Origin of the sequence: Stenotrophomonas sp. TWI273 (assembly GCF_039674765.1) — a bacterium.
Classification (GTDB): domain Bacteria; phylum Pseudomonadota; class Gammaproteobacteria; order Xanthomonadales; family Xanthomonadaceae; genus Stenotrophomonas.
The window spans coordinates 33,334-55,867 of sequence record NZ_JBDJOA010000008.1 but is presented as its reverse complement, the minus strand read 5'-3'; the positions used below and the strand labels follow the sequence as shown (position 1 = coordinate 55,867).

Below are 22,534 nucleotides of genomic sequence, written 5' to 3'. Positions count from 1 at the left end.
TCCGTGTCCGTGCAGTCTGTGCTGGCGGGTGGGCCAGCAGCAAGCCTGTCGTTGGTCACTGCGCCTATCATCAGGCCATGGATACTTCCCGCACGCCCCCGACCGGCACCGGCTACAGCCGCCGCAGCCAGGACATCGAACCCTTCCACGTGATGTCGCTGCTGGCCCGCGCGCAGGCGCTGGAGCAGGCTGGCCACGATGTGATCCACCTGGAGATCGGCGAGCCGGACTTCACCACCGCCGCTCCGATCGTGCGCGCCGGCCAGGCCGCGCTGGCGGCCGGCCACACGCGCTACACCGCGGCCCGCGGCCTGCCCGCGCTGCGCGAGGCGATTGCAGGCTTCTACCAGGATCGCTACCAGGTGCAGATCGATCCGGAGCGCATCCTGGTGACCCCGGGCGGCTCAGGTGCCTTGTTGCTGGCCAGCAGCCTGCTGGTGGACCCGGGCAAGCATTGGTTGCTGGCCGATCCGGGCTATCCGTGCAACCGGCACTTCCTGCGGCTGGTGGAAGGCGCCGCGCAGCTGGTGCCGGTCGGCCCGGAGACGGCCTACCAGCTGACGCCGGACCTGGTGGCACAGCAGTGGAACGCCGACAGTGTTGGTGCGCTGGTCGCCTCCCCGGCCAACCCGACCGGCACCGTGCTCTCCGCGGCGCAGCTGGCAGCGCTGTCGCAGTCGTTGAAGGCGCGCGGCGGGCACCTGGTGGTGGATGAGATCTACCACGGCCTTACCTACGGCATGGACGCGGCCAGCGTGCTGCAGGTGGATGACGAAGCCTTCGTGCTCAACAGCTTCTCGAAGTACTACGGGATGACCGGCTGGCGCCTGGGCTGGCTGGTGGCGCCCCCGCAGGCGGTGCGTGAGCTGGAAAAGCTCGCACAGAATCTGTACATCAGCGCCTCGAGCATCGCCCAGCATGCGGCGCTGGCCTGTTTCGAGCCGGAATCGATCGCGATCTTCGAGCAGCGTCGTGCGGCGTTCCGCGAGCGTCGCGATTACCTGCTGCCGGCGCTGCGCGCGCTCGGTTTCCGCATCGAAGTGGAACCGGAAGGCGCGTTCTATCTGTACGCCGACGTGAGTGCGTTCACCGATGATGCCCAGGCGTTCTGTGCGCATTTCCTGGAGACCGAGCATGTGGCGTTCACGCCGGGCCTGGACTTCGGGCACCACCGTGCGAACGAGCATGTGCGCCTGGCCTACACGCAGGACGTGCCGCGCCTGGAAGACGCGGTGCGCCGGATCGCGCGTGGGCTGGAGACATGGGTGCGCTGAGCCGCCCATAAAAAAAACGCCACGCATCGCTGCGTGGCGCTCAAAATGGGGTGGAGCCAACCTGACGCCCCACCACCCGGAGTCTACGCCAGGGGGCTACAACGTCCGCGGCAGGCTCACTCCCTGCCGGCTGCTCGACCGCCCCTGGCCGTCGAGCACCCCGAGCTTACTTGGAGAGCTGCTCCCACAGGAAGCTGTAGGCCAACGCCGACATATGCGCGGCCTGCGCGTTGTTCGCCGCGCCGCCGTGACCGCCTTCGATGTTCTCGTAGTAGGTCACGTCCTTGCCGGCGTCGATCATCTTGGCCGCCATCTTGCGGGCATGGGCCGGATGCACACGGTCATCGCGGGTGGAGGTGGTGAACAGCACCGGCGGGTAGGTCTTGCTGGCGTCGAACAGGTGGTACGGCGAGAAGGTCTTGATGAATTCCCAATCGGCCGTATCCGGATTGCCGTATTCGGCCATCCACGACGCGCCGGCCAACAGGTGGCTGTAACGCTTCATGTCCAGCAGCGGCACCTGCACCACCACCGCCCCGAACAGCTCCGGGTACTGGGTGAGCATGTTGCCGGTAAGCAGACCACCGTTGCTGCCGCCCTGCACGCCCAGGTGCCTGGCCGAGGTGATCTTGCGGCTCACCAGGTCGCGGGCGACCGCGGCCATGTCTTCATAGGCCTTGTGGCGGTTCTGCTTCAGCGCCGCCTGGTGCCAGCGCGGGCCGTACTCGCCACCGCCACGGATGTTGGCGACCACGTATACACCGCCCTTCTCCAGCCACGCGCGGCCCATGCCGCCCGAGTACGACGGGGTCAGCGAGATCTCGAAGCCACCGTAGCCGTACAGCAGGGTCGGGTTGGAGCCATCCAGCTTCATGTCTTTGCGGTGCACCACGAAGTACGGCACCCGGGTGCCATCCTTGCTGGTGGCGAAGTGCTGCTCGATCACCTTGCCATCGGCGTTGAAGAACGTCGGCATGGTCTTGAGCACCTCAGGCTGCTTGCCGATCTCGGCAATGGCCAGGGTGGTCGGGGTCAGGTAATCGGTGACGGTCATCCACACCGCATCGCTGTCATCGGCATCGACCGCACTGACGGCCACGGTGCCGAACGACGGCGCGCCGGTGAAGGCCGTCGTCTTCCAGCCGCCGTCGCCCGGCGTCAGCACGCTCAGGCGGCTTTTGACGTCGTCCAGCACGTTCAGGACCAGGTGGTTCTTCGTCCAGCTGGTGCCGGCCAGCGAGGTGGTGTCGGTCGGCGCGAACAGCACGTCGAAATCACGCTTGCCGGCGAGGTAATCGTCCAGCTTGGTGGCCAGCAGCGAACCGGCGGCGTAGGTCTTGCCGCCCACGGTCCACGGCTCACGCAGCTCCAGGGTCAGCCACTGTTTGCGCAGGCCCTTCTCGGCCGAGTTCGGCGCATCGATCTTGGTCAGCGTGCCATCATCGGCGCGCAGGAAGATTTCGTTGTTGTAGAAGGCCAGCGTGCGGCTGACCAGGTTGCGCTCGTAACCGGGGGTATCGTCGTGCATGGCCGCGATGTACATGTCATCGGGCTTGCCCTCGTACACCATCGAAGCCGAGGCCATCGGGGTGCCGCGCTTCCACAGCTTGGCCACGCGCGGATACCCGGAGGTGGTCATCGTGCCGGTGCCGAAATCGGTGTAGACGAACACCGTGTCGCGGTCGATCCAGTTCAGGCCACCCTTGGATTCGGGGCGGAAGAAGCCGTCCTTGATCCAGGTCTTGTTGGCCAGGTCGAACTCGCGGGTGACATCGGCATCGGCGCCGCCGCGCGACAGCGCGATCAGGCAGCGCGAGTAATCCGGGCGCAGGCAGTCAGCGCCGTGCCACACCCAGTTCTCGCCCTCGGCCTTGTTCAGTGCATCCAGATCCAGCACGGTTTCCCACTGCGGCGAGGCCTTGCGGTACTCGGCCAGCGTGGTGCGGCGCCACAGGCCGCGCTCGTGCTGCTTGTCCTTCCAGAAGTTGTAGTAGTAGTCACCGATTTTCTGCACGCCGGGAATCTTGGCATCGGAATCGAGCACCTCGCGGATGCTGGTCTCCATCTGCTTGAACGCCGGCGTCGCAGCCAGATGGCCTTCGGACTTGGCGTTCTGTTCCTTGACCCACGCCAGCGGCTTGTCGCCGGTGACGTCTTCAAGCCAGGCGTACGGGTCCGCGGGGGCGTCAGCGGCCATGGCGGTTCCCGCCGCACCGGCGGAGATCAGACCTGCCACCAGGCAGGCGGAAGCGAATCGTGACATTGCAGCTCCAGGCGTTCATAGCCTTGGGACGCTATCACACCGGCTGGCCGCGGCTCACGTGTCGAAGGTCAGGTCGCGCCGGACGCTCCAACGGGCGCCGCCGGCGCCGGGCCTGCGGCCCGCGGCGGCGGCGGGCGGTGCGGTTGAGCAGGCCGGCCAGCGGCAGGCGGAAGCGAAGCAGGCTCCACCAGGCCATCAGCGGCATGCCGATCAGCCACATCGGCAGCCAGCCGATCCACTCGCTATGCCCCCGCGCGGCGGGCCAGACCAGGACCAGGGCCACCCCGGCAAGGACGGCCTGCCTGACGCAACGCAGCACGCGGGGATCGGGACGGTCGGACGAACGCGGGGAAGACGACAGGGTCATGACACAGCTCCGTGCGAAAGTGATGCGTCACCTTGCCGCGCCGCCATCTCAAGGGCTGCGACCTTGTACGGGGAGGCGACAGAAGGGATGTCCGGCGAGCGGTTGCATGAATCGGTCACGCAACCGCTGCGCCGCCATTGACGTTCTCCGCTGTCCCACCCACCATGCCCCTGCCAGCCACTGGAGCCACCTGCCGCATGTCTTCGAACCGCCCGCTTCGCGCTGTCCTGTTGGTCTCCTCGCTGGCATTGCTGTCAGCCTGTGCGTTCCGCCATGAGACCAAACCGGAACCCGCGCCGACCCCGGTCGCGGTCGACAGCGCCAATGCGCCGATCGACCTGCAGCGGTTCATGGGCACCTGGTATGTGATCGGCCGCGTGCCGAACCCGATCGAGCGTGGCCATGTCGCCAGCGTCAATCAGTTCCGCCTGCGCGGCGACCAGAAAGTGTCCATCACCTACCGCTACCGCGATGGCTTCTCCGAGCCGCAGCAGGAACTGACCGTCCGCGCCTCGGTGGACGAGAAGAGCGGCAACCACAACTGGCGCACCTGGTTCTACAAGATCGTGCCGACCCACACCCGTGTGCTGGAAGTCGCGCCGGATTATTCATGGGCGATGCTGGGCTACCCGGGCCGCGAGATGGCCTGGATCTTCGCGCGCCAGCCGGACATGGACAAAGAGCTCTACAAGGAGCTCGCCACCCGCCTGCGTGACGATTACGGGGTCAATACCGACAAGCTCAAGCGCGTGCCGCAGCACCCCGAGCAGGTGGACCGGCTGGGCTTTGAAGTGCCGAACGTCCGGTAAGCGTGGCGTACCGACCAACGGTCGGTACCTACCGGTCATTTTGGGCGTACCGACCAACGGTCGGTACCTACCGGTTATTTCCGGCTGTAGTGCGAGACCAGGCGGTCGCCGATCATCTGCAGGATCTGCACCAGCACCAGCAGCAGCACTACGGTGACCAGGGCCACGTCGGTGTGCGAGCGCTGGTAGCCATCGCGGAAGGCCAGGTCGCCCAGGCCGCCCGAGCCGATCGCGCCGCCCATCGCGGTGAAGCCGATCAGCGCGATCACGGTGACCGTGCCGCCGGCAATCAGGCCCGGCCGCGCTTCGGGCAGCAGCACCCGGGTGACCAGCTGCCAGGTGGTGGCGCCCATCGCCTGGGTCGCTTCGATCACGCCACGGTCCACTTCGCGCAGCGCGGTTTCGACCAGGCGCGCATAGAACGGCGCCGCACCGATCACCAGCGGCACGATCGCACCGCGCACGCCCAGCGAGGTACCCATCATCCACAGCGTGAGCGGGATCAGCACGATCATCAGGATGATGAAGGGCACCGAGCGCAGCAGGTTCACCAGCAGCGCGAGCGCGCCATACAGCACCGGCTTGCGGTGCAGCTGCGGCGAGCCGGTCAGGAACAGCAGCACGCCCAGCGGCAGGCCGATCAGCAGCGTCAGCGGCAGTGAGCCGCCGAGCATCAGCAGGGTATCCAGCGTGGCCTGGCCGATATCGGCCCATTTGCCGGCGTCGAGATGGCGGAAGAACCCGCCTGCGGTGGCCAGGATCATCGGCGCAGCTCCTCAAGGTGGACACCGGCGGCAACGAACCCCGCCTGCGCGGCCTGCACGTCGCCGCCGACCAGCGACACGGTCAACTGGCCATACGGGGTGTCCTTGATCCGGTCGATACGGCCGGACAGGATGTTGTAGTCCACGCCGGTCTCGCGGGCGATGCGCCCCAGCAGCGGTTCGTAGGTGTCGGCGCCGAGGAAGGTCAGGCGCACGATGCGCCCGGCGACCGCCTCGAAATCCTTGTGCAGCTCGCCCTCGTCCACCTGCTCCGATTCGCTCACGAAGCGGCGCGTGGTCGGGTGCTGCGGGTGCAGGAATACCTCGGTGACCGGACCGGTCTCGACCAGGTGGCCGGCATCGAGCACGGCAACGCGGTCGCAGACCCGGCGGATCACGTCCATCTCGTGGGTGATCAGCACGATGGTCAGGCCCAGCTCGCGGTTGATCTTGCCCAGCAGCTTCAGCACCGAAGCGGTGGTCTGCGGGTCCAGCGCGCTGGTGGCTTCATCGCACAGCAGGATCTGCGGGCGGGTCGCCAGGGCGCGGGCGATGCCCACGCGCTGCTTCTGGCCGCCGGACAGCTGCGCCGGGTATTTGTTGGCGTGCGCTTCCAGGCCGACGGTATGCAGCAGTTCGTCCACGCGCGCGTCGATCTCCGCGCGCGGGGTCCCGGCCAGCTCCAGCGGGAAGGCGACGTTGGCGGCCACGGTGCGCGACGAGAGCAGGTTGAAGTGCTGGAAGATCATGCCGATCTTCCGGCGCAGCACGCGCAGGCCTTCGGCATCGAGCGCGGTGACATCCTCGCCATTGATCAGCAGCCGGCCGCCGGTCGGCTCCTCGAGCCGGTTGATCAGCCGGATCAGGGTCGATTTGCCCGCGCCGGAATGGCCGATGATGCCGAACACTTCGCCGGCCTCGATGGTCAGGTCCAGCGGCTGCAGCGCGGCAATCGCGCGGCCGCCGACGGCATAGGATTTGTGCAGGCGCTGGAACTCGATCACTTCGCGGTCAACCGGGCATCGACGGGAGGGGGCGTGCAGCCTACCAGCGCGGGGCGGCCCTGGCCCGTGCGGTTGCGCGGAATGATATTCCGTTTGGTTCTAAGAGACTGTGATCCGGCCGGCCAGGGGGGGCCGGCCGGGCTCAGGGGTGGTCCAGCGGCCGGGGCGGCTGGACCCGGCGCACCCGCTCACGGTGCAGCAGGTACAGGCCCGAGGCGACGATGATCGCCGCGCCCAGCCAGGTCACCTGGTCGGGCAGCACGCCCCAGAACAGCAGGTCCCAGCCGATCACCCAGACCAGCCCCGTGTACTCCAGCGGCGCGATCATCGAGGCCTCCCCCAGCTGGAAAGCACGGGTCAGGGCGACCTGCCCCCCTGCCCCGGCCAGGCCCATGCCGGCGATCAGCGCGGCATGGCCCAGTTGCAGCGGCTGCCAGTCCGGGATCGCCAGCAGGCCGGCGCCGACAGCCATGATCACCAGGAACCACACCACCATCGACTGCGGGGTGTCGGTGCGGGTCAGCATGCTGACCGTGATCGCGGCCAGCGCATAGGCGGTGGCGGCCAGCAGCACCATCAGGCCCGGGAAGGAAATGATGCCGCCGACCCCGGGGCGCAGCACGACCAGTACCCCGACCAGGCCGATGCCGATGGCGATCCAGCGGCGCGGGCCCACGTGCTCGCCGAGCAGCGGCACCGAGAGCGCGGCGATCAGCAGCGGGGCGACGAAGTAGATGGTGTAGGCGGTGGACAGTGGCAGGCTGCGCAGGGCGTAGACGAAGCAGCCGATCATCACCATGCCGAGCACGCCGCGCAGCAGGTGCAGGACCCATCGACTGGGCACCAGCGAGCGCGGGCCGGCGGTGGCCAGCACCCAGACCAGTACGAACGGCAGCGAGGCCGCACCGCGCAGGAAGGTGACCTGCAGGGTGGGATAGCTGGCCGACAGCTGCTTCATGCCGGCATCCATCAGCGAAAAGCAGGCGACGGCCATCAGCATCCAGGCGACGGCGCGGGTGGGGGATTTCTGCGTGTTCATGGCCCATTATCGCCGGCTTGGCCGGCCCGTCCATGGTGGCTTGATAGAATGGGGACATTCACCCGCTGGAGTTTGCCCATGCCCTCTTTTGACGTTGTTTCCGAAGTCGACACCCACGAGCTGACCAACGCGGTCGACCAGGCCAACCGCGAGCTGTCCACGCGTTTCGATTTCAAGGGGGTGGACGCCAAGTACGTGCTGGAAGACAGCGTGATCAGCCAGTCCGCACCGAGCGATTTCCAGCTGCAGCAGATGACGGACATCCTGCGTCAGCGGTTGACGGCGCGGAAGATCGATGCGGCGTGCCTGGAGTTCGGTGATATCGAAACCAATCTGGCCGGTGCACGGCAGAAGATCACCGTGAAGCAGGGGATCGAGCAGAAGGTGGCGAAGAAGATCGCGGCGACGATCAAGGAGGCCAAGTTGAAGGTGGACAGCCAGATCAACGGCGACAAGCTGCGGGTGACGGGCAAGAAGCGCGATGATCTGCAGGATGCGATGGCGCTGTTGCGGAAGGAGACGTTCGAGGTGCCGCTGCAGTTCGATAATTTCCGCGATTGATCTTGGCCGAAGGGCTGTAGCGAACAGCGCCAGCGAAGGGCGCCGCTGTTTGTTGCTGATGGGCTTTCGTTGTCTTTGGCGTTGGCAGCTCATCGCTAAAGGCTGGCGATTCACTGGCGAGGGCTGCGGCGGGTAGGGCCAGGCCTTGCCCGGACCCGCCGTGAACCCATCCATGGGGGCTCATGTCGCGGCATCCATGCCGCTCATGGTCCAGGCAAGGCCCGGCCCTACCCGCCGCCCCGACGCTTCCTCGGCGGATGGGCGAGCAAAGCGTTAGTGCCGGCCGCTGGCCGGCAATCAGGCGATGTCCCCTCGGTAGTGCCGGCCGCTGGCCGGCAATCAGGCGATGCCCCCTCGGTAGTGCCGGCCGCTGGCCGGCAATCAGGCGACGTCCCCTCGGTAGTGCCGGCCGCTGGCCGGCAACCTCGTTGCAAAGGATCGAAGAGAAGCCCTTCCGCGCGCGGCGTATGCCGCCGGATGCTGCTCGTTACGCGCGAATCAGCTTGTACAGCGTGGTGCGTGAGATACCGAGCTGGCGTGCGGCGGCGCTGACATTGCCTTGATGCGCGGCCACGGCGTCGCGTACGTGCTGTGTGGTGTGTGTGCGCAGCGATGCAGGTGCAGCGTTGGCGCGCGGCACATCGAGCTTCACGCTGGCATGCGGTGCGAGGGGTCCGCGCAGGTACTGCACGTGCACGGCGGTGTCGTCATCCAGGCGGACGCGGTGGGCGGGGCCGCTCTGCAGCAGGCGGCGGCGCTGGTGGGTACTGGCGCCGGCGAACAGGCCGTCCAGGGTGAGAACGGGCAAGTGGCCGCGACGCGGCAGTCCGAACAGGCGGCGGGCGACGCGGTTGGCGGCACGCACCTGGCCGTCTTCTTCGATGGCCAGCAGGCCCTGCAGGGGCGAGTGCAGCCATCGGGTGTCGTGTTGCACCGCCAGCAGGTGGCAGGGGCGGTGGTCCTGCATGAGGCGGTTCTCGGCCGACAGCGCGGCCTGGCGGAAGTAGCCGTGCAACAGCTCGGCATCGCGCTCGCCAGTGCCGGTGATGTCCAGTGCACCCAGCACTTCGCCATCCAGCCCATGCAGCGGCACGCTCAGGCAGAACACGGTGGCGAAGCGGTCGAGATAGTGCTCATTGCCGCGCACCAGGGCGGGCGCGTCTTCGGCCAGGCTGCAGGCCGGTGCGGTGGTGCCGATGTCGATTTCGCGCAGGCGGCGACCGATCTGGATCGGACGCAGTACCGGGACGTCGGCCAGGCCATGTTCGCGCTGGGCGATGACCAGGCCCTCGGCGTTGACGCAGAACAGGGTCCACTGGCGGCCGCCGAAGGCGGCCCAGAGGTGGTCCATGTCCTCGCGCACACAGCGTGCGAGGCGGCGGTCGGCAGGGTCGTCGAGGCGCGTGGCCGCAGCGGCAAGGGGCGCGTAGTACGGCTCCTGCCGCGGCTGTACGCCGGCCTGGCGCGAGCGCTCCCAGGAGCGCTGCACCGGCGGGCTGACCACGCTGTCCATCAGCGCGCCGCCCTCGGCGAAACGCTGACGGGCGGCGGCCAATACCTGCTGCTGTTCCAGAACCATCGCGGCCATCGGTCGATCTCCACCTCGGACCGACAGCCTACTCCCGCAAAGCTGACTGGTACGTCGTCGCAGGCATGCAGGCCTGCGACGGACCGTTTCACCCGCCGATGGTCAGGATCGGCTTGAGGGTGACACCGCGAGTGCTGTCCTCGGCGGCCTGGTTGATCTGGTCCAGCGGGTAGAACTTGACCAGCTTGTCGAACGGGAAGCGGCCCTGCTGATACAGCTGCACCAGCTGCGGAATGAACACCTTGGGCACGCTGTCGCCTTCGACGATGCCGCGGATGCTGCGTCCGCCGAGCAGCAGGTTGTTGACGTCGAACTCGGCCTTGGTGCCCAGCTTCGGCGCGCCGACCACGCCAATCATCCCCAACCCGCCGAGGGCCTCGATTCCCTGCGCCAGCACCTCGGGACGACCGGTGGATTCCAGTGCGAAGTTCGCGCCGCCGCCGGTGATCCCGCGCACCGCTTCCACCACATCGACCTCGCGGCTGTTGATCACGTGCGTGGCCCCCAGCTCCTTGGCCAGTTCCAGCCGCGACGGCACCACATCGATGGCGATGATGGTGGTCGCACCGGCCACGCGTGCGGCCATCACCGCGCTCAGCCCGACCGCGCCGGCACCGAAGCTGGCGAAGCTGCTGCCGGCGGTCACCTTGAGCGAGTTGATCACCGCACCGGCACCGGTCTGGATGCCGCAGCCCAGCGGGCCGAGCAGTTCGATCGGCGCATCGTCGGGCACCTTGATCGCGTTGTTTTCGCGGCTCAGTGCGTAGGTGGCGAACGAGGACTGCGCGAAGAAGTGATCGTGCAGCGGGGTGCCGTCCGGATCCTGGATCGCGGTGGAGCCGTCCAGCGCACCGCCACCGAAGTTCAGGCCGAAGAAGTCCTTGCAGTAGGCGCCGTGGCCGCCGCTGCAGGGATTGCAGTGGCCGCAGGCGCCGTAGGTCAACACGACATGGTCACCGACCTTGAGGTCCTTCACGCCCGGGCCGAGCGCTTCGACGATGCCCGCGCCTTCATGGCCGAGCACGGCCGGCAGCGGCACGGGGTAGTACTGGTCACGCACGATCAGGTCGGTATGGCACAGGCCGGTGGCGACCACGCGGACCAGCACTTCATCGTCCTGCGGGCCACGGATGCGCGCCTTCTCGATGGTGAAGGGCTGTTCTTTTTCGCGCACCACGGCCACGGTGATGTCGCGCAGTTCTGCTGTTGCGGTCATGAGGGTCTCCTGGATCAGATCGGGTACGCGGGCGCTTCGCCCTTGACGGTCATCCACTGCCACTGGGTGAACTCGTCGATGTTGGACGGGCCACCGATGCTGGTGCCGTTGCCGGAGGCGCCCACGCCACCGAACGGATTGATCACCTCATCGTTCACCGTCTGGTCGTTGATGTGCAGCAGGCCGGTGCGCAGCCGTTCGCCCAGCTTCAGCGCGCGGCCCACGTTGCTGGATACGATCGCCATCGACAGGCCGTATTCGCTGTCGTTGGCCAGCTCCACCGCCTCATCATCGGTATCGAACGGCACCACTACCGCGACCGGTGCGAAGATCTCTTCGTGGAAGGCCGGGTTGTCGCGGCTCACATCGCTGAGCACGGTCGGCTCGAAGAACAGATCCTGGTAGCCACCACCGGTCGCCAGGGTCGCGCCCGCGGCTTGTGCCTCGGCGACGATGCGCGCGGCGTGGTCACGCTGCTGGGCATTGATCAACGGCCCGATCGCCACCTCGCCGTCGGCCGGATTGCCGACCTTGAGCGATTTCGCCTTGGCCACCAGCTTTTCCAGAAAGCGCGCATGGATGCTGCGCTGGACCAGCACGCGGCCGGTGGCCATGCAGATCTGGCCCTGGTGCAGGTAGACGCCCCACGCCGTGTTGGCGATGGCCAGCTCCATGTCCGCATCGTCGAGCACGATCAGCGAGTTCTTGCCGCCCAGTTCCAGCGACACCTTCTTCAGGTGTTTGCCCGCCGCTTCACCGACCTTGCGCCCGGCACCGGTGGAGCCGGTGAACTGGATCATCGCGATGTTCGGGTCGCTGGTCAGCGCCGCACCGGCCGCGCCATCACCGGGCAGCACGTGCAGCAGGCCGGCCGGCAGCCCAGCCAGTTCGAACAGGCGTGCGATCACGAAGCCACCGCACACGGCGGTGCGCGGATCGGGCTTGAGCACCACCGCATTGCCCAGCGCCAGTGCCGGGGCGACTGCGCGCATGGCCAGATACAGCGGGAAGTTGAACGGCGCGATCACGCCGACCACGCCGAGCGGTCGGCGGCGCGCCAGATTCAGACGGCCCGGTTCGGACGGCAGCACTTCACCGATGCTGCGCGAGGGCAGTGCCGCCGCTTCATGCAACGCCTTGGTGTTCACCTTGGCCTCAAAGCCGGCCTTGAGCTGGGTGGAGCCACTTTCGCGGACCAGCCACTGCACGATCTCGTCGTTGTGCTCTTCGGCCAGCTGCGCGGCACGGCGCAGGACCTGCGCGCGGGTGTCATACGGGGCGCTGGCCCAGTCGCGCTGCGCCTTGGCGGCGGTGGCGGCGGCGCGCGAGATCTGCGCCGGGTCGGCCATCGCGATCTCGCCCAGGCGTTCGCCGGTGGCCGGTTCGACCACATCCTGGGTGCCGGCACCCGGGCTCCACTGACCCTCGAACAGCTTGCCGGACCACGTGGCCGTCGGCAGGAATGCGTGTGTTGCCATCTCTGAGAACTCCTTGCGTCGTGTACCCGGCCATTGGATACCTGCCATGGGCCACTGCCTATTGGCCGTTGGCCCGATCACTGCAAGTGATTGCCGGATAAGGGTTTATCAGCATGGCCGGTGTCCAGTTAATGGACAGTGGAGCCGATCACCCGCCCGCTTCACCGCCGCGCCGTACAATCAACAGCCCAGCCAGCGACACCGCCCGCCATGAACGATGCTTCCCTCACTGCCACCCACGACCCCATTGCCGAGACCCGGAAATGGCTGGAGCAGATCGTCATCGGCCTGAACCTGTGCCCGTTCGCCAAAGCGGTGTACGTGAAGGATCAGGTGCGGTTCGTGCTCAGCGATGCGACCACCCCGGAAGCGCTGGTGGAGGAACTGGCCGAAGAGCTGATCCTGCTGCGCGATACGCCGGCCGAACAGATCGACACCACGTTGATCGTGCATCCGGACGTGCTGACCGATTTCCTGGATTACAACGATTTCCTCGACAACGCCGATGCGGCGATCGAAGCACTGGATCTGCAGGGCATCCTCCAGGTGGCCAGCTTCCATCCGCAGTACCAGTTCGCCGGCGCGGCGCCGGATGACGTGAGCAACTACACCAACCGTGCGCCCTACCCGACCCTGCACCTGCTGCGCGAAGACAGCGTCGAGCGGGCGGTCGCCGCGTTCCCGGATCCGGATGTGATCGTGGAGCGCAACATCGAAACGCTGGACAAGCTCGGCATTGAAGGCTGGACGCGCCTGCTGGGCCGCAACGACATGCCGCCGTGCCACTGACACCGTCCATCCTCGACTGGCCGGCACAGCCGCTGCGCGATCGCGTGGTGGTGATCACCGGCGGTGCGCAGGGGGTGGGCCGTGGCATCGCTCAGGCGGTGCTCGGCGCCGGCGGCAGCGTGATGATTGCCGACCTGGATGCCGATGCCGGCAAGGCCTGTTTGACCGAATGGGCGCTGCCGGAGCGCGCGGCGTTCCAGCGCGCGGATGTGGCCAGCGAGCGCAGTGTGCAGGCGCTGATGAAGGCGACGATGAAGCGCTTTGGCCGCATGGATGGCCTGGTCAACAATGCCGGCATCGCCAGTGCCCATGGCACGCCGTTGGCGGAGATGCCGCTGGCCGAGTGGCAACGCCGCCTCTCCAGCCTGCATGGCGCCTTCCTGTGCAGCAAACACGCCCTGCCCGCCCTGCGCGAACACGCCGGGGCCATCCTCAACATCGCCTCGACGCGTGCCTGGCAGTCCGAACCGGACAGTGAAGCCTATGCCGCGGCCAAGGGCGGGCTGGTCGCCTTCACCCATGCACTCGCGTTGAGCGAAGGGCCGGCGGTGCGGGTCAACAGCATCAGCCCCGGCTGGATCACCACCGATGCCTGGCAGGCACCGTCACGCCGGCGCACGCCCAAGCTCTCGCGCCGCGATCAGGCGCAGCATCCGGTCGGCCGGGTTGGCCAGCCGCCGGACATCGGCGCGCTGGCGGTTTTCCTGCTCTCGGACCTGGCCGGTTTCATCACCGGCCAGGACCACATCGTTGACGGCGGCATGACCCGCAAGATGATCTACGCCGAATGAGCCACGTGCCGTCCGATCAGGCTGCCGGGTAGTGCCGGCCGCTGGCCGGCGCCTCACGTTGCATGACACCCCGCCCCTGGCGGCAGGATGCAGACCCGGCCAGCGGCCGGCACTACCGTAACCGGGGTCACACCATCCCGTTGTGCCGCAGCAGGGCGTCCACGGTCGGCGCGCGGCCACGGAACGCGGCGAAGTTCTCTGCCGCACTCCGGCTGCCGCCGCGCGACAACACTTCATCGCGGAACCGCTGACCGGTTTCGGTCACCTTGTCCGGCGCTTCCTCGAACGCGGCATAGGCATCGGCGCTGAGCACTTCGGCCCACTTGTAGCTGTAGTAGCCCGCCGCATAGCCACCGGCAAAAATGTGGCTGAACTGATTGGGGAAGCGATTCCAGGCCGGCGGCCGGTTGACCGCCACCTCATCGCGCACGCGCTCCAGCAGGGCCTGCACGCTGTCCTGGGTCGGGTCGAAATCGCTGTGCAGCTGCATGTCGAACAGGGCGAACTCCAGCTGGCGCACGGTGAACATGCCGCTCTGGAAATTGCGTGCCGCCAGCATGCGGTCAAACAGCGCACGCGGCAGCGGCTCGCCTGTGGTTACGTGTGCGGTCATCGCCTGCACGCGCTCCCATTCCCAGCAGAAGTTCTCCATGAACTGGCTTGGCAGTTCCACCGCGTCCCACTCCACGCCGTTGATGCCGGCCACACCAAGCTCGCCGATGCGGGTCAGCAACTGATGCAGGCCATGCCCCATTTCATGGAACAGCGTGGTCACATCGCTATGGCTGAAGGTCGCCGGCTGCCCCGCGGCGCCCTTGCCGAAGTTGCAGACCAGGTACACCAGCGGCGTCTGCACACCGGCAGCGGTCTCGCGGCGGTTGCGGCAATCGTCCATCCACGCGCCACCGCGCTTGCCTTCGCGCGCGTACAGGTCCAGATAGAACTGACCCACCAGCGCGCCCTGCGCATCGACCACCCGGAAGAAGCGCACGTCCGGGTGCCACACCGGCGCGCTGTCCGGCTGCACCTCCAGCCCGTACAGGCTGCGGATCACGCTGAACAGGCCGTCCAACACCTTCGGCTCGGTGAAGTACTGCTTCACGTCCTGCTCGGAATAGCTGTAGCGCGCCTGCTTCAGCTTCTCCGCCGCGAAGGCCAGGTCCCACGCGTCCAGCGCGGTCAGGCCCAGTTCGTCGCGCGCGAAGGCCTCCAGCTCGGCACGGTCGCGCTGTGCATACGGTTTGGCACGCGCGGCCAGATCGCGCAGGAAGCCCAGCACCTGCGGCGCATCTTCGGCCATCTTGGTGGCGATCGAATACTCGGCGTAGTTGGCGAAGCCCAGCAGCGCCGCCAGCTCCGCACGCAGGGCCAACACGCGATCGATGTTGTCGCTGTTGTCCAGCGCGGCATCGCCGAATTCGGAGGCGCGGACCGCGTTGGCGCGATACAGCGCCTCACGCAGCGGGCGATGCTCGGCGTAGGTCTGCACCGGGATATAGCACGGCATCTGCAGCGTCAGCTTCCAGCCGTTCAGGCCATCCTTCTCTGCGGCCGTGCGGGCAGCGGCGATCACATCGTCCGGCAGGCCAGCCAGTTCGGCGCGGTCTTCCACATGCAGCGACCAGGCATCGGTCGCATCGAGCACATTCTGCGAGAACGTCGCCGAGAGCGCGGACAGTTCTTCGCGGATCGCGCGGTAGCGCGCCTTGCCGGCGTCATCGAGTTCAGCACCGCCCAGGCGGAAATCACGCAAGGCGTTCTCCAGCACCTTGCGGCGTGCCGGATCGTACTGCGCCGCTTCCGGCGCGGCGGCCAGGGCACGGTACTGCTGGTAAAGCGCCAGGTTCTGGCCCAGTGCGCTGCCAAAGCGCGTCACCTTGGGCAGGTTGGCGTTGTAGGCCTCGCGCAGTGCCGGGGTATTCACCACAGCCTGCAGGTGGCCCACCTGCCCCCACGCACGCCACAGGCGCTCGGTGGCGTCATCCAGCGGATCGGCGAAGGTCGCCCAGGTCAGCGGGGTGACGGTCTCGGCGGTCGTTACCGCCGCCTCGGCCTCGGCCAGCAGGGCATCGATCGCCGGGGCGATGTGCTCAGGCTGGATCGCATCGAAACGCGGCAGGCCGGAAAAATCGAGCAGGGGGTTGGTGGGGGTCACAGGCATCTCCAGACAACGGGGCCGCTGCAGCGGCATCACCCCACGATATGGCATTGCCCCCCGCCCCGCACAAGGCCCCGGCGTGCGCCGATGGGCGAGGTTCACGCCGCGCCTGCTGCCCCGCTCAGTACAGCGCTTCCAGCGAGACGCAGGGCAGCACCGGCAACCCCTGCCCCGCCACCGCCGCGGCAAGCTGGGCATCGGCGCCCTCCACGTCGATGCCCTGCTTCGGGTACCACTCCGGGTTGTAATAGCTGTGGGCGTAGCGCTCGCCGCTGTCGCACAGGATGGTCACGATCGAGCCGCTGCGGCCGGCATCGCGCATCAGCTGCGCGGCCTGCAGCACGCCGATGAAATTGGTGCCGGTGGAGCCGCCCACGCGGCGGCCCAGCTGGCGGCTGACGTGGCGCATCGCGGCCAGGCTCAGCGCGTCGGGCACCTTGACCATCGCATCGACACTGGTCGGGATGAAGCTGGATTCCACCCGCGGCCGGCCGATGCCTTCCACGCGCGAGCCACCGCTGCAGGTCAGCTCGCGCCAAGGCTGCCCGGCCAGCGCCGCGCAGTAGCCGTCGTAGAACACCGACACTTCCGGGTCCGCACACAGGATGCGCGTGTCATGCCGGCGGTAGCTCACGTAGCGGCCCAGCGTGGCTGCGGTGCCACCGGTGCCCGGGCTGCACACGATCCACTCCGGCACCGGGTGCGGCTCCTCGGCCATCTGCTTGAAGATCGATTCGGCGATGTTGTTGTTGGCACGCCAGTCGGTGGCGCGCTCGGCGTAGGTGAACTGATCCATGAAGTGGCCGCCGGTTTCGCGGGCCAGCGCTTCCGAATCGCAGTTGAGGTCGCACGCGCGTTCCACCAGATGGCAGCGGCCGCCGTGGAACTCGATCGCCGCGATTTTCTCGGGGGAGGTAGTGGCCGGCATCACGGCGATGAACGGCAGGCCCAGCAGCCGGGCGAAATACGCCTCGGATACGGCCGTGGAGCCGCTGGACGCCTCGATCACCGGGCGCCCTTCACGCAGCCAGCCGTTGGTCAGCGCGTACAGGAACAGCGACCGGGCCAGACGATGCTTCAGGCTGCCGGTGGGATGGCTGGATTCGTCCTTGAAATACAGGTCGATGCCCTCGAACCCCGGCAGGTCCATCGGAATCAGGTGGGTATCGGCCGATCGGTTGAAGTCGGCTTCGATCTTGCGGATGGCGGCGGCCACCCATTCACGCTGGGACATGGATGAACACTGCGCAGGGAGACACCCCATTCTACCCGCCACCCCATCCAGCCGGGACCGCTAAAATGGCCCGTCCGCCGCGCCGATGCGGCCCCCGCCCCAGGATCCCCCATGAGCCTTGCCGCCTTCCAGAACCAACCGGGTGTCGCCGCCCAGGTGCCCGCTGACACCACCGGCTTCGTGTTCAACCACACCATGCTGCGCGTCAAGGACGCCACCGCTTCGCTGGATTTCTACACCCGCGTGCTCGGCTTCCAGCTGATCGATCTGCGCCACTTCCCCGACGCCGACTTCAGCCTGTACTTCCTGGCCCTGCTGCCGGCCGGCACGCAGATTCCCGAAGGTGACGATGCCCGCCGCGTCTGGATGGCCGGGATTCCGGGCGTGCTGGAGCTGACGCACAACCACGGCACCGAAGCCCAGGACGGCCCGGTCTATCACAACGGCAATACCGACCCGCGCGGCTTCGGCCATATCTGCGTGTCGGTGCCGGACATCCAGGCCGCCTGCAAGCGCTTCGATGCGCTGCAGGTGCCCTACCAGAAGCGCCTGGAAGACGGCCGCATGAAGCACCTGGCCTTCATCAAGGATCCGGATGGCTACTGGGTGGAGATCATCTCCAACACGCCGATCGCCTGATCCCCGCCGCTCCGCGACGCGCCGGCACGGCACGGCGCGTCGCGGCGGCTACGGCTGGACCTGGAACTCGAAGGCCGCATGGAACGGCGCCTTGGGTGGTACGAACAACGTTTTCCCGGCAAATCCTGCGTCCACGCAGCGCGCGACCGCCTCATCGCCTTCGCGCCAGGTCCGCACTACCCTGCCCTGCGCATCCAGTTGCAGCACCACCGTGAACGCGGCGAGCGTCTCCGGCGCGGGGGTCGGCAGGCAACGCGTAAAGCTGGCACCTCCGACCCGGCTCATGCTGTCCACCATTTCTGTGTAGGCCGCCGGCGCCAGACTGGCTTCATCGCGCTGCGCCAACGCACGCACCTGTTCATAACCCACGTCGCCGGCGAGCGCCTGCGCCATCATCACCATCCACAGCATCGTGCCTCCTCCGCCTGCGCGTTCATGACGTCAGCGCGCAGCGTAGGTCAGCGCGCGGGCCGGCGGAAGGGCCGTGGCCGACAGACCGCTGCGCTCAGTCAGCAAGATCGACATCGCCGCGATGCGTCGCGCTGCGTCCGGTGGTATATCTGCGCCCCGTCCCACCACCCAACGGAGCCGGTATGGAAACGATGGAACTGCACCGCGGCCGCCTGCTCGATCACCTGCAACTGGTGGTCCGGGATCTTGCCGCCAGCCGCCGCTTTTACCAGGCCGTGTTCGACACGATCGGCATTCCGATCGCCGGCGAAGGCGACACCTACTTCTGGGCCGACGAACTGTTCATCTCCACGCCGGACAGCGACGCGGCGCTGGGCCAGCTCACCGGGCGCCACCACCTCGCCTTCCAGGCGCGCGACCGCGCCACGGTCGAGGCCTTCCACCAGGCGGCGCTGGCCAACGGTGGGAAGGACAACGGCGCCCCGGGCGAGCGCCCTTACCACCCGGGCTATTACGCGGCGTTCGCGCTGGATCCGGATGGCAACAACATCGAAGTGGTGTTCCATGGGCCGGCCACCTACAGCGCGGACTCGGTGAAAGTGACCTTCGAAGGCTGAGTCGGAACCTGAATTCTTCAGGGACTATCTGATGCGTCTCACTGGATGAGATCGTGCCTCGGTACGGTCTTTCCATGGAGACGATCCGCAAACTGGCCATCCTTGCCGATGCCGCGAAGTACGACGCGTCCTGCGCCTCCAGTGGCGCGGGCAAGCGCGATTCGCGTGCATCCGGCGGCATCGGCAGTACCGAGGGGATGGGAATCTGCCACAGCTACACGCCCGATGGCCGGTGCGTGTCGCTGCTCAAGATCCTGCTGACCAACTTCTGCATCTACGACTGCGCGTACTGCGTCAACCGCGTATCGAGCAACGTGCAGCGGGCGCGTTTCAGCGTGGAGGAAGTGGTCGCGTTGACGATGGACTTCTACAAGCGCAACTACATCGAGGGGCTGTTTCTCTCCAGCGGGATCATCCGCAATGCCGACTACACCATGGAGCAGATGGTGGAGATCGCGCGCGTGCTGCGCGAAGAACGCCGGTTCAGCGGCTACATCCACCTCAAGACCATTCCGGAAGCCTCCCCGGAACTGCTTGCGCTTGCCGGTCGCCATGCCGATCGGCTGTCGATCAACATCGAGCTGCCCACCGAGGCAGGGCTGGCCAGCTTCGCGCCAGAGAAATCCCTGCCGTCGATCCGCGGCGCGATGGGCGAGCTGCGCTGGCGCATCGAGGAAGCCAAGGAAGCGCGCACGTCACATCCGGACCCTGACGCGCCATCATCCTCGGCAGCCGCCGCAGCGCCCCCCGCGCCGGCCTTGCGCGGCCGCCGGGCCCGCGCGCCCCGCTTCGCGCCGGCCGGGCAGAGCACCCAGATGATCGTCGGCGCCGACGGTGCCAGCGACAACCAGATCCTCAGCGCGGCCGACAATCTGTACGGCAACTATCGGATGCGCCGCGTCTATTACTCCGCCTTCAGCCCCATTCCCGATGCGAGCAAGGCGCTGCCCCTGCAGGCACCGCCACTGGCACGCGAGCACCGCCTCTACCAGGCGGACTGGCTGCTGCGCTTCTACGGGTACGGCGTGGAGGAAATCACCGATGCCACCCAGGGCGGCATGCTGGACCTGGACATCGACCCGAAAATGGCCTGGGCGATCCGCCACCCCGAGCGCTTCCCGGTCGATCTCAACATCGCGCCCAAGGAGCTGCTGCTACGCGTGCCCGGGCTCGGCGTGCGCAACGTCAAGCGCGTACTGATGGCGCGGCGGCATGGACGCCTGCGCGTGGCCGATGTGGCCCGCCTGCGTGCGCCGATGAGCAAGCTGCTGCCGTTCGTGCAGCTGGCCGACCATCATCCGCGGCGTGCACTGGATGACCCGGCGGCACTACGTGCCCGACTGGCACCACCGCCGCGACAGGGTGCGTTGTTCCCCGACACGGCCGCCCACTGACATGTCGCGCTGGAGTGTGCGGGTCGACCCGGCGTGGTCTCTGGAAGCGTGGCGCACCGCCGCGCGCCTGGCCCTGCGCCACGCGGTCGCGCCGGATCAACTGGACTGGTTGCCTGGCAGCGAGACGTCGCTGCTGGATGCGCCATCGCTGAGCTCGGTGGAGGACAGCGCGCCACCGGCCGAGCCGCAGGTCCATGTCCCCAAGAGCTTTGTCGAGCTGGCTGCCACCTGCCTGTGCCACCGCGATCCGCAGCGGATGTCCCTGCTCTATCGCATGCTGTGGCGCATCACCCATGGCGAACGCAGTCTGCTCACCAACCCCGCCGATGCCGACGTGCTTCGCGCCATGGCCTTGAGCCAGGCGGTACGCCGCGACACGCATAAGATGAAGGCCTTCGTGCGCTTCCGGGAGGTGCCCGGCGAACAGGACGCGTTCATTGCCTGGTTCGAACCGGATCACCAGATCGTCGACCGCGTCGCACCGTTTTTCGCGCGACGATTCGCCGGCATGCGCTGGGCGATCCTGACGCCGTACCGCAGCGTGCACTGGGATGGGCAGCAGCTGTCGTTCGGTCCGGGCGGCCACCAGAGCGATGCGCCGATGGAAGACGCACGCGAAGAATTGTGGCGCACCTACTACGCCAACATCTTCAATCCGGCCCGGCTCAACACGCGCATGATGCAGCAGGAGATGCCCGCCAGATACTGGAAGCACCTGCCCGAAGCCTCGTTGCTGCCACAGCTGGTGCGTGATGCCGGTGACCGGGTGCAGGAGATGCACGACCGTGAAGCGCAGGCCCCGCGGCGGCGCATTCCCCAGGCCATCGCGGCACCGGCGCCGGCCACAGAGACGACGCCTGCCACGCTCGACGCGCTGCGCGATGCCGCCGCGGCGTGCCGCCGCTGTCCGCTGTGGGAACCGGCCACGCAGACGGTGTTCGGTGAAGGTCCACCGAATGCATCGATCATGCTGGTCGGCGAACAACCCGGCGACAGCGAGGACCTCAGCGGCCACCCGTTCGTCGGCCCGGCCGGACAGCTGCTGGATCGTGCGCTACGTGAGCTCGGCATCGAGCGCAGCGCGCTGTACCTGACCAATGCGGTCAAGCACTTCCGTTTCGAGCGGCGCGGCAAGCGGCGCATCCACAGTAAGCCGCAGATGACCCACATCAACGCGTGTCGGCCGTGGCTGATGGGCGAGATCGAGAACGTGCGACCGCAGGTAATCGTCTGCCTGGGGGCGAGCGCGGCCACGGCCGTGTTCGGGGCCGGTTTCAATCTGATGGAGAACCACGGACGCTGGCACGTGCTGGACGACGGCACGCGGGCGTTTGCCACGGTGCATCCGTCGTGGGTACTGCGGCAGACCGGCGATGCAGCGCGCGAGGGCGCCTATCGGCTGCTGAAGGACGACCTCCAGCACCTGGTCGAGGTCCAACGTACACGTTGACCTCGCATGAGGTTGCCGGCCGATGGCCGGCAATGCCCGTCAACGCAGATAGGGCAGCGTCAGTGCGCCGCCATGTAGATGTCCTGCAGGACCGCCTTTTCCAGCTCCAGCTCACTGAGCAGATTCTTCACGATATCGCCCAGGCTCAGGATGCCGACCAGCGTGGCGCCTTCGGTCACCATCAGATGACGATGGCGGGAGTACGTCATCAGCGCCATCGCCTGCTTGAGGCTCGCGTCGGGACCGATGCCTTCCAGCCCTGCCGACGGCAGCGTCGAAATGACCCGCCTGCCCGCCTGGGGACCATCCTCCGCAAGGCTGCGCACGATGTCCTTCTCGGACACGATACGCACCGGTGCATCGTCTTTCATCACCACGAGGGCGGCGATCTTGTGCGCGCTCATCTTGTGGGCCGCGGCACCGATGGTGTCTTCCACATCGATGGTGACGATGGCTTCTTTCTTGGATTGCAGGAGTTCGCGGACGTTCATTCTTGTTTCCTGTTACAGGTTACTGAAGTCGAGAGATGCGCCTGGTTGCAGCGAGGTCGGTGGCATCGCCACGCGGTCCTCGGTCATTCGATTCTACGTCCGCACCCTGGCCCAAGAGTTTGCAAATCTGGGACGGTTCGTCGTGGAAGCGGGGGACGACCCTGAGAATGGCACCGCCGGTAAAACCGTCGCTGAAT

General features: G+C 67.2%; 21 protein-coding genes. 9 read left to right on the top strand and 12 right to left on the bottom strand.

The annotated features are described in order from the left end of the window. Positions 1–77: 77 nt before the first annotated feature. On the top strand, positions 78–1,274 hold the full coding sequence (locus ABE571_RS12510) for a pyridoxal phosphate-dependent aminotransferase (protein ID WP_313212409.1): 1,197 nt from the start codon (positions 78–80) through the stop codon (positions 1,272–1,274). Between the two features lie 166 nt (positions 1,275–1,440). Here the strand turns inward: ABE571_RS12510 and ABE571_RS12505 are convergent, their stop codons facing one another. Both ABE571_RS12505 and ABE571_RS12500 read right to left on the bottom strand, forming a co-directional pair. Beyond that, positions 1,441–3,537: a prolyl oligopeptidase family serine peptidase gene (locus ABE571_RS12505; RefSeq protein ID WP_346493791.1), complete on the bottom strand. Its 2,097-nt coding sequence runs from the start codon at positions 3,535–3,537 to the stop codon at positions 1,441–1,443. Positions 3,538–3,571: 34 nt separating this feature from the next. Further along, positions 3,572–3,898: a hypothetical protein gene (locus tag ABE571_RS12500; RefSeq protein WP_346483317.1), complete on the bottom strand. Its 327-nt coding sequence runs from the start codon at positions 3,896–3,898 to the stop codon at positions 3,572–3,574. A 203-nt stretch (positions 3,899–4,101) separates the two neighbouring features. Between ABE571_RS12500 and ABE571_RS12495 the strand changes: the two genes are divergently transcribed. Next, positions 4,102–4,713: a lipocalin family protein gene (locus tag ABE571_RS12495; RefSeq protein WP_088433799.1), complete on the top strand. Its 612-nt coding sequence runs from the start codon at positions 4,102–4,104 to the stop codon at positions 4,711–4,713. A 74-nt stretch (positions 4,714–4,787) separates the two neighbouring features. On the opposite strand, the gene ABE571_RS12490 is transcribed toward ABE571_RS12495, so the two are convergent. The 3 genes from ABE571_RS12490 to ABE571_RS12480 form a co-directional block, all read right to left on the bottom strand. After that, a complete protein-coding gene (locus ABE571_RS12490) occupies positions 4,788–5,477 on the bottom strand; it encodes a methionine ABC transporter permease (RefSeq protein WP_313212411.1) in 690 nt (229 codons plus the stop codon). After that, positions 5,474–6,481, bottom strand: coding sequence for a methionine ABC transporter ATP-binding protein (locus ABE571_RS12485; RefSeq protein WP_346483305.1), 1,008 nt, complete (start codon positions 6,479–6,481; stop codon positions 5,474–5,476). The genes ABE571_RS12490 and ABE571_RS12485 overlap by 4 nt, the downstream gene beginning before the upstream one ends. Before the next feature lie 142 nt (positions 6,482–6,623). Next, a complete protein-coding gene (locus tag ABE571_RS12480; protein WP_313212413.1) occupies positions 6,624–7,520 on the bottom strand; it encodes a DMT family transporter in 897 nt (298 codons plus the stop codon). Positions 7,521–7,598: 78 nt separating this feature from the next. Here ABE571_RS12480 and ABE571_RS12475 point away from each other — a divergent pair, with 78 nt between their 5' ends. Next, on the top strand, positions 7,599–8,081 hold the full coding sequence (locus tag ABE571_RS12475) for a YajQ family cyclic di-GMP-binding protein (RefSeq protein WP_313212414.1): 483 nt from the start codon (positions 7,599–7,601) through the stop codon (positions 8,079–8,081). Between the two features lie 487 nt (positions 8,082–8,568). Here ABE571_RS12475 and ABE571_RS12470 read toward each other — a convergent pair whose 3' ends face one another. The 3 genes from ABE571_RS12470 to ABE571_RS12460 form a co-directional block, all read right to left on the bottom strand. Beyond that, entirely contained in the window at positions 8,569–9,669 is a 1,101-nt protein-coding gene (locus tag ABE571_RS12470; RefSeq protein ID WP_313212415.1) for a helix-turn-helix domain-containing protein, read from the bottom strand. An 88-nt stretch (positions 9,670–9,757) separates the two neighbouring features. Next, positions 9,758–10,885 (bottom strand): NAD(P)-dependent alcohol dehydrogenase, encoded by a 1,128-nt coding sequence (locus tag ABE571_RS12465; protein ID WP_346493790.1) that lies wholly within the window; start codon positions 10,883–10,885, stop codon positions 9,758–9,760. A 14-nt stretch (positions 10,886–10,899) separates the two neighbouring features. Next, complete coding sequence (locus tag ABE571_RS12460; RefSeq protein ID WP_346493789.1) at positions 10,900–12,363, bottom strand: benzaldehyde dehydrogenase; 1,464 nt, start codon at positions 12,361–12,363, stop codon at positions 10,900–10,902. Positions 12,364–12,573: 210 nt separating this feature from the next. Here ABE571_RS12460 and ABE571_RS12455 point away from each other — a divergent pair, with 210 nt between their 5' ends. Beyond that, positions 12,574–13,152, top strand: coding sequence for a DUF1415 domain-containing protein (locus tag ABE571_RS12455; protein WP_123730129.1), 579 nt, complete (start codon positions 12,574–12,576; stop codon positions 13,150–13,152). Beyond that, on the top strand, positions 13,143–13,943 hold the full coding sequence (locus ABE571_RS12450; protein WP_346493788.1) for an SDR family oxidoreductase: 801 nt from the start codon (positions 13,143–13,145) through the stop codon (positions 13,941–13,943). The genes ABE571_RS12455 and ABE571_RS12450 overlap by 10 nt, the downstream gene beginning before the upstream one ends. A gap of 127 nt (positions 13,944–14,070) precedes the next feature. Here ABE571_RS12450 and ABE571_RS12445 read toward each other — a convergent pair whose 3' ends face one another. Continuing rightward, a complete protein-coding gene (locus tag ABE571_RS12445) occupies positions 14,071–16,104 on the bottom strand; it encodes a M3 family metallopeptidase (protein ID WP_313213021.1) in 2,034 nt (677 codons plus the stop codon). Positions 16,105–16,222: 118 nt separating this feature from the next. After that, a complete protein-coding gene (locus tag ABE571_RS12440) occupies positions 16,223–17,335 on the bottom strand; it encodes a PLP-dependent cysteine synthase family protein (RefSeq protein ID WP_313213023.1) in 1,113 nt (370 codons plus the stop codon). A gap of 111 nt (positions 17,336–17,446) precedes the next feature. On the opposite strand from ABE571_RS12440, the gene gloA reads away from it, so the two are divergent. Further along, positions 17,447–17,974: a lactoylglutathione lyase gene (gene gloA / locus ABE571_RS12435; protein WP_313213024.1), complete on the top strand. Its 528-nt coding sequence runs from the start codon at positions 17,447–17,449 to the stop codon at positions 17,972–17,974. Between the two features lie 48 nt (positions 17,975–18,022). On the opposite strand, the gene ABE571_RS12430 is transcribed toward gloA, so the two are convergent. Then, a complete protein-coding gene (locus tag ABE571_RS12430) occupies positions 18,023–18,385 on the bottom strand; it encodes a hypothetical protein (protein WP_313213025.1) in 363 nt (120 codons plus the stop codon). A 182-nt stretch (positions 18,386–18,567) separates the two neighbouring features. Between ABE571_RS12430 and ABE571_RS12425 the strand changes: the two genes are divergently transcribed. The 3 genes from ABE571_RS12425 to ABE571_RS12415 all read left to right on the top strand — a co-directional run bounded on the left by ABE571_RS12425 (position 18,568) and on the right by ABE571_RS12415 (position 21,846). Then, entirely contained in the window at positions 18,568–19,002 is a 435-nt protein-coding gene (locus tag ABE571_RS12425) for a VOC family protein (protein ID WP_313213026.1), read from the top strand. 74 nt (positions 19,003–19,076) lie between these two features. Continuing rightward, positions 19,077–20,396 (top strand): putative DNA modification/repair radical SAM protein, encoded by a 1,320-nt coding sequence (locus ABE571_RS12420; RefSeq protein WP_313213027.1) that lies wholly within the window; start codon positions 19,077–19,079, stop codon positions 20,394–20,396. Position 20,397: 1 nt separating this feature from the next. Continuing rightward, positions 20,398–21,846, top strand: a complete 1,449-nt coding sequence (locus tag ABE571_RS12415; RefSeq protein ID WP_346493787.1) for a UdgX family uracil-DNA binding protein — start codon at positions 20,398–20,400, stop codon at positions 21,844–21,846. Positions 21,847–21,905: 59 nt separating this feature from the next. Here ABE571_RS12415 and ABE571_RS12410 read toward each other — a convergent pair whose 3' ends face one another. Next, positions 21,906–22,337, bottom strand: coding sequence for a CBS domain-containing protein (locus tag ABE571_RS12410; RefSeq protein WP_176988126.1), 432 nt, complete (start codon positions 22,335–22,337; stop codon positions 21,906–21,908). Positions 22,338–22,534: the final 197 nt, after the last annotated feature.

Bases quoted from the DNA above. Each gene is read 5' to 3' on its own strand.
- ABE571_RS12480 (WP_313212413.1), bottom strand. From the start codon at position 7,520: ATGAACACGCAGAAATCCCCCACCCGCGCCGTCGCCTGGATGCTGATG.
- ABE571_RS12425 (WP_313213026.1), top strand. From the start codon at position 18,568: ATGGAAACGATGGAACTGCACCGCGGCCGCCTGCTCGATCACCTGCAA.
- ABE571_RS12510 (WP_313212409.1), top strand. From the start codon at position 78: ATGGATACTTCCCGCACGCCCCCGACCGGCACCGGCTACAGCCGCCGC.
- ABE571_RS12430 (WP_313213025.1), bottom strand. From the start codon at position 18,385: ATGCTGTGGATGGTGATGATGGCGCAGGCGCTCGCCGGCGACGTGGGT.
- ABE571_RS12460 (WP_346493789.1), bottom strand. From the start codon at position 12,363: ATGGCAACACACGCATTCCTGCCGACGGCCACGTGGTCCGGCAAGCTG.
- ABE571_RS12445 (WP_313213021.1), bottom strand. From the start codon at position 16,104: ATGCCTGTGACCCCCACCAACCCCCTGCTCGATTTTTCCGGCCTGCCG.
- ABE571_RS12475 (WP_313212414.1), top strand. From the start codon at position 7,599: ATGCCCTCTTTTGACGTTGTTTCCGAAGTCGACACCCACGAGCTGACC.
- ABE571_RS12505 (WP_346493791.1), bottom strand. From the start codon at position 3,537: ATGTCACGATTCGCTTCCGCCTGCCTGGTGGCAGGTCTGATCTCCGCC.
- ABE571_RS12420 (WP_313213027.1), top strand. From the start codon at position 19,077: ATGGAGACGATCCGCAAACTGGCCATCCTTGCCGATGCCGCGAAGTAC.
- ABE571_RS12415 (WP_346493787.1), top strand. From the start codon at position 20,398: ATGTCGCGCTGGAGTGTGCGGGTCGACCCGGCGTGGTCTCTGGAAGCG.
- ABE571_RS12470 (WP_313212415.1), bottom strand. From the start codon at position 9,669: ATGGCCGCGATGGTTCTGGAACAGCAGCAGGTATTGGCCGCCGCCCGT.
- ABE571_RS12440 (WP_313213023.1), bottom strand. From the start codon at position 17,335: ATGTCCCAGCGTGAATGGGTGGCCGCCGCCATCCGCAAGATCGAAGCC.
- gloA (WP_313213024.1), top strand. From the start codon at position 17,447: ATGAGCCTTGCCGCCTTCCAGAACCAACCGGGTGTCGCCGCCCAGGTG.
- ABE571_RS12410 (WP_176988126.1), bottom strand. From the start codon at position 22,337: ATGAACGTCCGCGAACTCCTGCAATCCAAGAAAGAAGCCATCGTCACC.
- ABE571_RS12495 (WP_088433799.1), top strand. From the start codon at position 4,102: ATGTCTTCGAACCGCCCGCTTCGCGCTGTCCTGTTGGTCTCCTCGCTG.
- ABE571_RS12465 (WP_346493790.1), bottom strand. From the start codon at position 10,885: ATGACCGCAACAGCAGAACTGCGCGACATCACCGTGGCCGTGGTGCGC.
- ABE571_RS12455 (WP_123730129.1), top strand. From the start codon at position 12,574: ATGAACGATGCTTCCCTCACTGCCACCCACGACCCCATTGCCGAGACC.
- ABE571_RS12490 (WP_313212411.1), bottom strand. From the start codon at position 5,477: ATGATCCTGGCCACCGCAGGCGGGTTCTTCCGCCATCTCGACGCCGGC.